Here is an 11586-nt window from a genome sequence, read left to right as displayed (position 1 = left end):
CGATTTGTTATTGCGAAACCTTGTTGAACAAGTCACAGGTGTGTGTAGGTATTGATCTGCGCGTGTCAATCGGACAGGGTTTCGTCTCAACGCCCGTAGATCTTCCGGAGCTTCGGGCCAGACGCCGTGAAGGTTGCTGCGTCCGCACAACACCCCCCACATCCCCCCACAACACACCACGAGGAGACCCCTCTTCATGGCATCTCACAAGCGCGCACGTTCGATGAAGCTCGCCGCCGGCATAGCCACCGCTGCCACCGCCGTGGGCGTCACCGTCTTCGCGGGTCCGTTCGCGGGCGCCTCGGCCCCGGCCGAGGGCAAGGTCTACGGCCTGGACGCCAAGGGCGCCGTCGCGGGCAACTACATCGTCATGCTCGACGAGAAGACCGACAAGGGCGCCAAGGAAGACCTCGCCAAGGAGTACGGCGGCTCGCTCAGCCGCAACTACTCCTCCGCGGTCAACGGCTTCTCCGCCAAGGGCCTGAGCGAGACCGAGGCCAAGCAGCTCGCCGCCGACCCGGCCGTCGGCAAGGTCGTCCAGTCGAAGAAGTTCAGCATCGACGCCACCCAGGACAACCCGCCGTCGTGGGGCCTGGACCGCATCGACCAGGCGGACACCAAGGGCGACAAGAAGTACACGTACCCGGACGGTGCCGGTGAGGGCGCGACCGCGTACGTCATCGACACCGGTGTCCGCATCAGCCACAAGGACTTCGGCGGCCGCGCGTCCTACGGCTTCAACGCCATCGACAACAGCGACAAGGCCGAGGACGACAACGGCCACGGCACGCACGTCGCCGGCACCATCGCCGGTGACGCGCACGGCGTCGCCAAGAAGGCCAAGGTCGTGGCGGTCAAGGTCCTGGACGGCCAGGGCTCCGGCACCACCGAGCAGGTCGTCGCGGGCATCGACTGGGTCACCAAGAACCACAAGGGCCCCTCGGTCGCCAACATGAGCCTCGGCGGCGGCGCCGACGAAGCCCTCGACGCGGCCGTCAAGAAGTCCATCGCGTCCGGTGTGACCTTCGCGGTCGCCGCGGGCAACGAGTCGACCGACGCGTCCCAGGGCTCCCCGGCCCGCGTGAAGGAGGCCATCACGGTCGCCTCCTCCACCAAGGACGACAAGCAGTCGGACTTCTCCAACTACGGCTCCGTGGTGGACATCTACGCCCCTGGCTCGGACATCACCTCCGACTGGAACACCGGCGACGACGCCACCAACACCATCTCCGGCACGTCGATGGCCACCCCGCACGTCGTCGGCGCCGCCGCCGTCTACCTGGGCGCCAACCCCGACGCCAAGCCGGACGCGGTCGCCAAGGCGCTCACCGACGGTGCCACCCCGGACAAGATCTCCAACCCGTCCGAGGGCACCCCGAACAAGCTCCTGAAGGTCGGCGAGTAACACGAGCACGGGCCGCCTCCGGGCGGCCCCCTCGAACCGCGGCCGTCGTGCCCACCCCCACGGGGCACGGCGGCCGCCTTATCGTGTGCGCATGGCGACGAAGGCGATCAAGAGATACGCGGCGCTGCTGCGCGGCATCAACGTGAGCGGCCACCGGAAGGTCCCGATGGCCCGGCTGCGCACGCTGCTCACCGGCCTGGGGTGCGCCGACGCACGAACGTATCTGCAGAGCGGCAACGCCGCCTTCGCGAGCGAGGAGGCGAGCGAGGACGTCCTCGCGGCCCGGGTGAGCGAGGCCATCGAGAAGGAGTTCGGCTTCGCCGTGGACGTCCTGGTGCGCGACGCCGCCTATCTGAAGGCCGTCGTCGACGCCTGCCCCTTCCCGGCCGCCGAACTGGAGGGCAGGCAGCTGCACGTCACCTACTTCTCGGCGCCGGTCGACGAGGCCCGTTTCGCCGCCATCGACCAACCCGCCTTCCTGCCCGAGGAGTTCCGCCTCGGCGACCGCGCCCTCTACCTCTACGCGCCCGACGGGCTCGGCCGCTCCAAGCTCGCCGACACCCTCGCCCGGCCGACCCTGACCAAGGGCCTCGTCGCCACCTCGCGCAACTGGAACACCGTCGTCAAGCTCGTGGAGCTCACCCATGACTGACTCGCCAAGGACCGACCTCCCCCAGGCCGTCGAGGCCGCCATCGAACGCGAACTGTTCCTCCTCGACCCCGAGGTGCGCGCCTCCCCGGAGCTGCTCGGGGCCTGTCTGCACCCGGAGTTCAGCGAGTTCGGGGTGTCCGGGACGCGCTGGGACCGGGAATCGGTGATCGAGGCCCTGACCTCGCGCGCGGACACCCGGGTCAGCCCGACCACGACCTCCCGCATGCAGGGCGTCCAGCTCGCCGACGACCTCGTCCACCTGACCTTCGACACCAACCACAACGGCCGCCTCGCGCACCGCAGTTCGCTGTGGCGGCGCGCCGGGGACGGCCGCTGGCTGCTCTGGTTCCACCAGGGGACCCCGTACACCGAGGGCGCCTGACGCGTGTGCGAGGCTGCACCTCATGCGCTACATCATCATCGGAGCAGGGGCGATCGGCGGCACCGTGGGCGGCCGTCTCGCCGAGTTCGGCCACGAGGTGGTGCTCGTCGCCCGGGGCGCCCACCACGACGCGCTGCGGGACGAAGGGCTGCGGCTCACCACCAGCGAGGGCGTCAGGACGCACCGGCTCCCCGTCGTCACCGGCCCGGCCGAGCTGGGTGAACTGCGCGCCGACGACGTGCTGTTCCTGGCGGTGAAGACCCAGGACAGCACGGCCGCCCTGGACGCGTGGAGCGGCCGGCCGGTCGCCGGGGGCGGCACGGCCGGGCAGCGGCTGCCGCTGGTCTGCGCGCAGAACGGCGTGGAGAGCGAGCGGATGGCGCTGCGCCGCTTCCGCCGGGTGTACGCGATGTGCGTCTACCTCCCCGCGAGCCACGTGGAGCCCGGCGCGGTCACGGCCCCCAATGGCCCCTACACCGGGATGCTGCACCTCGGCCGCTACCCGCACGGCACCGACGAGACGGCCGCACACATCGGCGCCGACCTGGAGAGCGCCAAGTTCCTCGCGCCCGTCGTGCCGGACGTGCTGCGCTGGAAGTACGGGAAGCTCCTCTCCAACCTCGCCAACGCCATCGAGGCGGCCACCGGGACCATCAAGGACGACGCGGGCCGCGCGCTCTTCGCCCGCGCCCGCGCCGAGGGCGAGGCGGTCCTCGCGGCGGCCGGGATCGAGGTGGCGGGGGACGCGGAGCAGCAGGAGGCCCGCGCCGAGGTCCGCTTCGACCCCTTCGACGGCTCCGAGCGCGGCGGCGGCTCCTCCTGGCAGAGCCTCACCCGCGGCACCGGCACCATCGAGTCCGACTACCTCAACGGAGAGATCGCGCTCCTCGGGCGGCTGCACGGGGTGGCGACGCCGGTCAACGACGCCCTCCAGGAGGTCGCCAACGCGTTCGCGCGGGAGCGCAGGGCGGCCGGGTCCCTGACGGTGGCGGAGCTCACGGAGCTGGTGGAGCGCGCGGAGCCGGCGGCGGACCCGGATCTCGGAGACTGAAATGGCCCAGCGGCACGCTGGCGCAGTGGCCCACGCCGCTGCGCCACTTGCTGGATAGGGTCGGCGACATGACGACGGACACCACGACCGGCACCACCGGCGCCACCCGCATCGACTTCTACTTCGACCCCGCCTGCCCCTTCGCCTGGATCACGTCCCGCTGGATCCTGGAGGTCGAGAAGGCCCGTGACCTCGACCTGAACTTCCACGTCATGAGCCTGTACCTGCACAACGAGGGCAATGAACTGCCCGACTGGTACCGGGACCTGGTGGACCGGTCGCTCGGCGTCGTGCGGGTCGTGGCGGCCGCCGCCGAGAAGCACGGGCCCGAGGTGCAGCGCGGCCTCTACACCGCGCTCGGCAACCGCATCCACGGGCAGAAGGAGACCTACGAGCACGACTTCGGGAGGGCCGTCGCCGAGGCGCTCGCCGAGACGGGGCTCCCCGCCGAGCTCGCCGCCGCCGCGGACGACTCCGCCCATGACGAGGCGCTGCGCCGCAGCCACGACGCGGGCAAGGACCCGGAGGCGGACGGCTATGTGGGCACGCCCACCATCCACGTGGACGGGACCGTGTGGTTCGGCCCCGTCCTGCGGGCGATCCCGCGCGGTGAGAAGGCCGCGGAACTCTTCGACAGCTTCCGGGTCCTGGCGAACCACCCGGACTTCTTCGAGCTGAAGCGGACCCGGACCGGGGGCCTCGACTTCAGCTGAGCGACCCCTGTCAGCAGGCGTCGTCGCTGTTGTCGCTGTCGTCGGTGCCGTGGGGGTGCCGCGAGGTGAGCAGGAGCGTGATCCGGCCGTTCTCCTCCGGCACCTCGCGGCCCTGGGTGTAGCCGAGCCGCTTCAGGACCGTGATCGAGGTGGCGTTCTCGGAGTCCACGGTCGCGTGCACCTCGTCCAGGCCGAGCGTGTCGTGCCCGTACGAGGTGAGCAGGCGCGCCAGTTCGGTGCCGAGGCCCCGGCCCCAGCTGGAGCGGTGCAGCCCGTAGACGATCTCGTGGCCGTCGAGCCAGCGCTCCGGCGACGGCTTCACCTCGGCGTGCCCGATGTACCGGCCCTCGTGCCGCACCGCCCACACGGGGAAGCGCTCCTCGGCGTATATCAGCGTGAATATCCGGCCGAACAGGGCGCGGTCCTCGGCCGCGCTCTGCATGCCGTCCCCGAACCAGCGTCCCACGGCCTCGTCCTGGAACAGCGCGACGAAGTCCTCCTGGTCGGCGGCGACATAGGGGGACAGATGGAGGCGCTCGGAGCGCAGTTCCGGGGTCATTCGCGGCACGTTAGGCCCGCGCCGCACGCAGCGGCAACCGGTTTGGGGCGTCCATTGCCCTCGCAGGTTCCGGGGGCAGTTGCCTGCGGAGATCGAAGGTTCCGGGGGCAGTTGCCCGCGGAGATCGCAGGTCGCGGGGGTCAGGCGGCGCTCTCGCCCCGCCAGTCCCCGTCCCGCTGCGCCCACCGCACCGTCGGGCGCACCGCGAGTCCCGCAGCGGCGAAGAGCACCGCGAGCACGGCCCAGCCGACGGCTCCGTGCCGCACCGCCGTGAGCGTCACCAGGGCGGGGCCCGCCATCATGCCGACCGCCTGGCCGGAGTTGAACACGCCCTGGTAGACGCCGTGGGCGTGGGCGTCCGCGAGTTCATAGCCGAGGGTCCAGCCGCCCGCCGCCATCAGGACCTCCGAGACCACCTGGATCACCGCGCCCGCCACCAGGACGACCACCGCCCCCACCGGATCCAGCCCGGCCGTGAGCGCGAAGGCCGCGCAGCTCACCGCGAGCAGCAGCCCGGACCTGCGCATCGCCCGCACCGCCGTCGGCACGGTGGCGGCCGCGCGGCTGGCCCGCACCTGGAGCAGCGCCACCAGGGCGCAGTTGACGATGAGGAGCAGGGCGGCGGTCCAGCGGGGCGCGTCGGTGCGCTCCAGGATCCACAGGGGCAGGCCCACTTCGAGGAGCGTGTACTGCATGACGAGCACCGCGTACAGGAAGGTCATCCCGAGGTACGGCAGATCCCGCACGGCCCGCCACCGGTTGCCCGGCTCGGCCCGGCCACGGGCCGGGTCCGCGGTGGCGACGGCGTCGGCCGCCAGGTCGCGGCGGTGCGCGGCCACCGGCAGGGTGCGGATCATCAGGGCGGGCGCGGCGAAGGACAGCGCGTTGATGAGGATGACGGTGAGGTAGGCGCCCCGGGTGTCGAGTTGGAGCGCGACCGCGCCGCAGGCGCCGCCCAGGCCCATGGCCACGTTGGTGACCACGCGCAGGAATCCGCGCGCCTCCGTGCGGTTCGCGCGCGGCAGCACGTCCGCGTAGATCGCGCCGAGGACGCCCCGCCCCGCCTGCAGCAGACCCGTCACACAGATCACGGAGACGAGGAACGCGGCATACGAGTCCACGAAGACGTACGCCGTCGTGGCCACCCCGCAGCCGCCCCACAACAGCCCGCCCACCCGCCTGCTGCCCCAGCGGTCCGCCGCCCGCCCGGCCGGGACACCCGCGGCGACCCCGACGACTCCGGCCACCGTCATACCGAGCCCGACGGAGGTGGTGTCGAGCCCGACGATGCGCGTGAAGTAGAGGACGCCCAGCGGGAAGAAGAGGCCGTTGCCGAAGGCGTTGAGGAAGGTCATGAGGGAGAGCCGCCGCACCACGGGGAGGGAGGCGGGCGACTTCGGCCTGCCGGGGCTCACTTCTGTCTCTGACAGGGACGCTGACGTGGTCATGCAGACAGCCAACCCGCCGGGTGGCCCGCGGCGACATTGATTTAGTGTCGAGCTAAATCAGGGGAGGGCCGGGCATCGGGGGAGGCCAGGGGGATGATCGAGTTCCGCTTCGGCGTGGACGACCTCGCCAGTACGTCCTTCGCGTACTCGCCGCTCCAGGAAGCCGTGTTCTCGCTGCGCGCCTGGCGGGACCCGGCCCGCTACCCGCACCAGCGGCCCTGGCTGCGCAGGCTGCGCCCCGCCTTCGAGCGGCAGGACACCGAGCTGCTCTCGGCGCTGGTCTCGCACCGCCTGTGGGTGCCGGACTTCCTGACGCCGAGGCCCACCAGGGCGCGGCTTCCGTTCACGGCCGACCTGGCCCGCCTGCGGGACACCCCGCCGGAGCTCCTGGGGCCCGAATTCGTCGCCGCTTACGGGGAGTCGGCGGCCGTGCCTGCGGTGGTCCGACGGGACCTCGGGCGCCCGGAGGTGCTCCTGGAGCGGATCACCGACGCGCTCGCCGCGTACTGGGACAGCTGCCTCGCGCCCGACTGGTGGCCCAGGGTGCGGGGCGTCATGGAGGCCGATCTCGCCCACCGGGGGCGGGTGTTGGCGGAGCAGGGGGCGGCGGCGCTCTTCGAGGGGATCGACCGGCGGCTGCTGTGGCGGGGGCACGCGCTGTGCATCACGGGCCAGGAGGCGCTGCACCCCTGGCCGGACGCGGACATCCGGCTCGCCGGGCGCGGCATGGTGCTCGCGCCGACGATGTTCGCGCGCGGCACGCAGACGGCCATCGACCCGGAGCGCCCGCCGCTCCTCGTCTACCCGGCGCGGGGCCGGGCCGTGATCTCCGAGGACCCTTCCCCAAGCTCTCAACTTCGTTCGAGCAGGGGAGACCCCATTCCGAGCTCTCCACTTCGTTCGAGCAGGGGAGACCCCGTTCCCGTCTCCGGCCACGCTCTCGACCGCCTCCTCGGCGCACCCCGGGCCCGCCTGCTCCTGCTTCTCGCCGAACCCGCCTCCACGACGGAGCTGGCCCACCGGCTCGGGGTCACTCCCGGGGCGGTGAGCCAGCACCTGGCGGTGCTCTACGACGCGGGGCTGCTGAGCAGGGTGCGGGCGGGGCGGAGCGTGCGGTACGGGCGGACGGGGCTTGGGGACGAGCTCTGCCGCTGACGGGCCACCAACTCATGGCTGCTCAGTGGCACTTGGGCAGCCCCATCGGATTGGGGAACGGCAGCACGCCGGAGTCCCGTACGGAACGCGACAGCGGTTCGAGGCCGGAGAGGAGCGCGTGCGTCTCCTTCTCGGTGAGCGGGTCGAGGAGGCGGGCCGCGAGCCGGTCCGTCGCGTCCTCGATCAACTCCCGCTCGGTGAGCCCCTGGTCGGTGACCCGGACGCCCGCGCCGCCACCGGCCCCGCCCGCGACGAGCCCTCGCGCGCGCAGCCGGTCCACCGCCTCCTCCCACTCGTCCTCGCTCCACCCCCGGTCCTGCCGGATGGAGCCGGTGCCCACCCGTCCGGTCGCCGCCGCCAGGACCAGCGCCTCGCAGCCGTCAAGACCCCGGTCGGCGAGGACGGCCAGATGGGCGTCGCCCCTGAACTCCCGTACACAGGTGAGCAGTTGCCACAGCTCCTGGACGGGATCGGCTCCTTGCGGGGCGGTGCAGAGGTCGCGGTTGGCGGCGAAGAGGGGGCGTCCGAGCGGCGGGGCCTGGGCGACGGCGGTGGCGAGCGCCGGGTTCACCTCGGCGGCGATCCGCTCGGCGTCGGGCACCAGGGCACGCAGGGCACGTGCGGTGCGGGCCGCGCGTTCCTCGACGACCCGCGCAGGCGGGGCGAGCTCCCACGCCGACGGCAGGGCCCGCGCGACCATGCCCGGCGCGAACACCCCGAGCGCCGCCGTGGCCGCGCCGGGGCCCACCGCGCCGAGGGGCGCCGTGCGGGCAGCGAAGTACCCCATCCAGAAACCCTTGAGCCCGAGCGCCCCGCTCAGGGCGCGGCACTCCTCTGCGAAGTAGACGACGGCGTGCGGCGGTTCGGCGCGCAGCCACAGGGCCCGGGAGTCCGCCACGGCGGCGGTCACAGTGGTCATGGGGCCACAAGTTAGAGCCTGGGGGGCGGTGCGGGAAGACCGCCTCACATAACTGTGTGGGGAAGGTGTAATTTCGTGAACGCCCTTGAGTTTCCCTGTTTTTAAACGATCTTGTTGAGTAATCTTTCTCCGTCATGGAAAACTGAACAGACGGGGGTATTCCTCATGGCAGCAAGAAAGCGTTTCGCCGTGCTCGCTTCCACGGCTTCTCTCTGCCTCGCCGCCGGTGCCGTGAGCGCCGGTGAGGCGCACGCGGCCGGTTCCTGGCGCTCGCTCAAGTTCCAGCACGGCAAGAACATCTGCCTGAGCGTGCAGGCGAAGGCCAGCACCAAGAAGGGCAAGCGCGAGCGGGTCCGCGGCTGCACCGGCGGCGTGTACCAGCTCTGGCGCATCGACTTCGCCAAGTACAAGGGCAGGGCGGTCGCCAAGCTGCACCCGGCCACCAACACCAAGCTGTGCCTCGACGGCGCCAAGACCGAGCGGATGGGCAAGGTCGGCTGGCTGTCGCACGTCACCAGGTGCAACAGCTCCGCGTCGCAGAAGTGGCAGTACGTGAGCACCAACCCGGGCGCGTACTTCAACCCGCAGAACGTCAAGAGCAAGCTCTGCCTCGGCGCGTACAAGGGGCGTAAGTCCAGCGGCACGTGGGTGGGCACGTCCAAGTGCAACAGCAAGGTCAGCGGCGGCCAGATCTTCAAGGCGAAGTAGGCAATTCCCTGCCACCCCGAAAAGGGAACAGGTAAAGAATCCCCGCCTCCGGCCGATACGGCCCGCGGCGGGGATTCTCTGAATTCAGGCACTGACCGCCAGACGGTGCGCGAGCCGCACCTCCGTATATCTCTGCACGACCAGTCGGGCCACCTCGGGCGCGGGGCCGAGCGTCTGCGCGAGGACATCGGCGCCGGCGGCCTCCGCGCCCCGCGCGATCCGGTCCGGCAGAAAGCCCGGCGCCAACACGTAGGGCGCGACGGCGACTCGGCGCACTCCGAGGGCGCGCAACTCCCGCACCGCGTCCTCCGTGCGGGGAAGAGATGCGGAGGCGAACGCAGGCCGCACGGCGCACCAACCGGTGTGCCGCCACTCCCGCGCGATTTCAGCGATCACTGCGATCGCCTCCGGGTCGGAGGAGCCCGCCGAGGCCAGGACGACCCCGGTCGAGCCCTTGTCGGCGGGCGTCAGGCCCGCCTCGTACAGCCGTCGCTCCAGCGCGTCGAGGAGCAGCGGCGAGGGGCCGAGGACCTCGGCCTGCCGGATGCGCAGCCGGGGCAGCCGCGCGCCCGCCTCGCGCAGTACGGCGGGGATGTCGGCCTTGGCGTGGAAGGCGCGGGTGAGGAGGAGCGGCAGCGCCACCACCTCCCGTACGCCGTCGGCCTCCAAGGACTCCAACACCTGTGGAACGGAAGGGGCGTTGAAGTCCAGGAACCCCGTCTCCACGCGCAGCTCCGGCCGCCGCGCCCGCACCTCGCGCACGAGGGCGTGCACCGTCGCGGCGTGCCGCGGGTCGCGGCTGCCGTGGGCGACGACGAGGAGCACCGGGTGGACCGGGCGGGCGGGGCGGACCGTGGCGTACATGGGGATCAGCTCTTCACCAGGAGGCCGCGGCTGCGCAGGACCCAGCGCTCCAGCGGGCTGAAGATCAGCAGGTCGATGGCGATGCCGACGATCAGGATGAGGAAGATGGCGAGGAACACCTGGGCCATGCTGCTGTTGGTGCGTCCGTTCTCCAGGAGCTGGCCGAGGCCCACGCCCAGGTCGGGGTGCGTGGCGATGATCTCCGCGGCCATCAGGGAGCGCCAGGAGAAGGCCCAGCCCTGCTTGAGGCCCGCCACATAGCCGGGCAGGGCCGCCGGGAACACGATGTGCCAGGTGTGCCGGATGCCCGTCGCGCCCAGGGTGCGGCCCGCCCGCAGGTAGAGCGGCGGCACCTGGTCGACGCCCGCGACCAGGCCGTTGGCGATGGACGGCACGGCGCCGAGCAGGATCACCGCGTACATCGCCTCGGGCTTGAGGCCCAGCCAGATCACGGCGGGCGGCACCCAGGCGACCGACGGCAGGGACTGGAGGCCGGACAGGATCGGGCCGATGGCGGCACGCACGAACTTCACCCGGGCGACGAGCAGGCCGAGGGGCGTGCCGATGGCGAGGGCGAGCAGGAAGCCGAAGAGGCCGCGGGAGACGGACGTCCAGATGTAGCCGAGCAGCTCGCCCTGGAGCCAGGCGTTCCGGACCTCCTGCCAGACGTCGGCGGGCGGGGGCAGCTTGCTCGGGTCATCGACGATCTTGAAGGAGACCAGCGCCTGCCAGACCACCAGGATCAGGGCCACGGCGATGATCGGCGGCAGGATCTTGTCCACGAACGTCCTGCGGAACGGGGTGCGGCCGGAGACGGTCGTCTCCAGCGCGTCGAGCCCCGCCTCGAGCCCCGCGAGGTCCCCGTGCCCGGCCGGCTCGGCGGGCGCGTCCGGTGCGCCGCCGTCGGCCGTCTTCGTATCAGTGCTGGCCATGGCGGCGGATCTCCCCACGCAGTTGTTCGGTGATCTCGACGGAGAGCTCCGCGACGTCCGCGTCCTCGATGCGGCGCGGCTGCGGGATGTCCACCGTCCACTCGCGGGCGACCCGGCCGGGGCGCGAGGAGAGCAGCACGACGCGCTCGGCGAGCCGGACGGCCTCGCGGACGTTGTGCGTCACGAAGAGGACGGAGACGTTCGTCTCCCGCCAGATGCGGGTCAGTTCGTCGTGCAGGACGTCCCGCGTGATCGCGTCGAGCGCGGCGAACGGCTCGTCCATCAGGAGCAGCTTGCTCTCCTGCGCGAGGGCGCGGGCCATCGCCACGCGCTGGCGCATGCCGCCCGACAGTTCGTGCACGCGCTTGCCGTACGCGCCGCCCAGGCGGACCAGTTCGAGGAGCTCCTCGGCCCGGGTGCGCCGGTCGGACTTGGCCACGCCCCGCAGCTTCAGGGCGAGTTCGATGTTCTTGCCCGCGGTCAGCCACGGGAACAGGGCATGCTCCTGGAACATCAGCGCCGGGCGGCCGTCCGTGGTGATGTCACCCGCGGTCGGCCGGTCCAGGCCCGCCACCAGGTTGAGCAGCGTGGACTTGCCGCACCCGGAGGCTCCCAGGAGAGTGACGAACTCGCCGTGGGCGACATCGAGGGTGATGTCGTCGAGGACGAGCTGCGCACCAGCGGGCCCGGCGAAGGACTTCGAGACATGCCCTATGCGCGCGGCGTACTCGGTAGCCGTGACGGTGTCCGTGGCCGTGCTGTCTTTGGTGAGCGTGGTGGTCGTCATGGTCGTCACCT

At 71.7% G+C, this 11586-nt stretch carries 13 protein-coding genes; 7 read left to right on the top strand and 6 right to left on the bottom strand.

Translation table 11 applies throughout. From position 1 onward, the window contains the following. Window positions 1-196 precede the first annotated feature (196 nt). The 5 genes from ACQB60_RS25015 to ACQB60_RS24995 all read left to right on the top strand — a co-directional run bounded on the left by ACQB60_RS25015 (window position 197) and on the right by ACQB60_RS24995 (window position 4203). Window positions 197-1405, top strand: coding sequence for a S8 family peptidase (locus ACQB60_RS25015; RefSeq protein WP_496928357.1), 1209 nt, complete (start codon window positions 197-199; stop codon window positions 1403-1405). A 91-nt stretch (window positions 1406-1496) separates the two neighbouring features. Continuing rightward, a complete protein-coding gene (locus ACQB60_RS25010) occupies window positions 1497-2057 on the top strand; it encodes a DUF1697 domain-containing protein (RefSeq protein ID WP_496928356.1) in 561 nt (186 codons plus the stop codon). Then, window positions 2050-2439, top strand: a complete 390-nt coding sequence (locus ACQB60_RS25005; RefSeq protein WP_496928355.1) for a nuclear transport factor 2 family protein — start codon at window positions 2050-2052, stop codon at window positions 2437-2439. The genes ACQB60_RS25010 and ACQB60_RS25005 overlap by 8 nt, the downstream gene beginning before the upstream one ends. A 22-nt stretch (window positions 2440-2461) precedes the next feature. Beyond that, on the top strand, window positions 2462-3490 hold the full coding sequence (locus ACQB60_RS25000; RefSeq protein WP_496928354.1) for a ketopantoate reductase family protein: 1029 nt from the start codon (window positions 2462-2464) through the stop codon (window positions 3488-3490). A gap of 68 nt (window positions 3491-3558) precedes the next feature. Continuing rightward, a complete protein-coding gene (locus tag ACQB60_RS24995; protein WP_496928353.1) occupies window positions 3559-4203 on the top strand; it encodes a mycothiol-dependent nitroreductase Rv2466c family protein in 645 nt (214 codons plus the stop codon). 10 nt (window positions 4204-4213) lie between these two features. On the opposite strand, the gene ACQB60_RS24990 is transcribed toward ACQB60_RS24995, so the two are convergent. Together ACQB60_RS24990 and ACQB60_RS24985 are read right to left on the bottom strand one after the other, a co-directional pair. Continuing rightward, window positions 4214-4762, bottom strand: a complete 549-nt coding sequence (locus ACQB60_RS24990) for a GNAT family N-acetyltransferase (protein ID WP_496928352.1) — start codon at window positions 4760-4762, stop codon at window positions 4214-4216. Window positions 4763-4902: 140 nt separating this feature from the next. Further along, window positions 4903-6210 carry an MFS transporter gene (locus tag ACQB60_RS24985; RefSeq protein ID WP_496928351.1) on the bottom strand — a complete coding sequence of 436 codons (1308 nt, stop codon included), beginning with the start codon at window positions 6208-6210 and terminating at the stop codon, window positions 4903-4905. Window positions 6211-6303: 93 nt separating this feature from the next. Here ACQB60_RS24985 and ACQB60_RS24980 point away from each other — a divergent pair, with 93 nt between their 5' ends. Next, window positions 6304-7365 (top strand): helix-turn-helix domain-containing protein, encoded by a 1062-nt coding sequence (locus tag ACQB60_RS24980; RefSeq protein ID WP_496928350.1) that lies wholly within the window; start codon window positions 6304-6306, stop codon window positions 7363-7365. A gap of 22 nt (window positions 7366-7387) precedes the next feature. Here ACQB60_RS24980 and ACQB60_RS24975 read toward each other — a convergent pair whose 3' ends face one another. Beyond that, the gene (locus ACQB60_RS24975; RefSeq protein WP_496928349.1) at window positions 7388-8284 is read right to left on the bottom strand and encodes an SCO6745 family protein; all 897 of its coding nucleotides are present in this window, start codon (window positions 8282-8284) and stop codon (window positions 7388-7390) included. A 165-nt stretch (window positions 8285-8449) separates the two neighbouring features. On the opposite strand from ACQB60_RS24975, the gene ACQB60_RS24970 reads away from it, so the two are divergent. Continuing rightward, window positions 8450-8992 (top strand): RICIN domain-containing protein, encoded by a 543-nt coding sequence (locus ACQB60_RS24970; RefSeq protein ID WP_496928348.1) that lies wholly within the window; start codon window positions 8450-8452, stop codon window positions 8990-8992. A gap of 84 nt (window positions 8993-9076) precedes the next feature. On the opposite strand, the gene ACQB60_RS24965 is transcribed toward ACQB60_RS24970, so the two are convergent. From ACQB60_RS24965 to ACQB60_RS24955, 3 genes are read right to left on the bottom strand one after another with little or no spacing between them, the layout of a single operon-like run. Continuing rightward, window positions 9077-9856 carry a sirohydrochlorin chelatase gene (locus ACQB60_RS24965; RefSeq protein WP_496928347.1) on the bottom strand — a complete coding sequence of 260 codons (780 nt, stop codon included), beginning with the start codon at window positions 9854-9856 and terminating at the stop codon, window positions 9077-9079. 5 nt (window positions 9857-9861) lie between these two features. Continuing rightward, window positions 9862-10788: an ABC transporter permease gene (locus tag ACQB60_RS24960; protein ID WP_496928346.1), complete on the bottom strand. Its 927-nt coding sequence runs from the start codon at window positions 10786-10788 to the stop codon at window positions 9862-9864. Continuing rightward, a complete protein-coding gene (locus ACQB60_RS24955) occupies window positions 10775-11575 on the bottom strand; it encodes an ABC transporter ATP-binding protein (protein WP_496928345.1) in 801 nt (266 codons plus the stop codon). Before ACQB60_RS24955 ends, ACQB60_RS24960 begins: the two co-directional genes overlap by 14 nt. Between the last annotated feature and the right edge of the window lie 11 nt (window positions 11576-11586).

The organism is Streptomyces odontotermitis, assembly GCF_050510915.1.
GTDB lineage: Bacteria > Actinomycetota > Actinomycetes > Streptomycetales > Streptomycetaceae > Streptomyces.
This window is presented reverse-complemented; position numbering and strand designations above follow the sequence as displayed.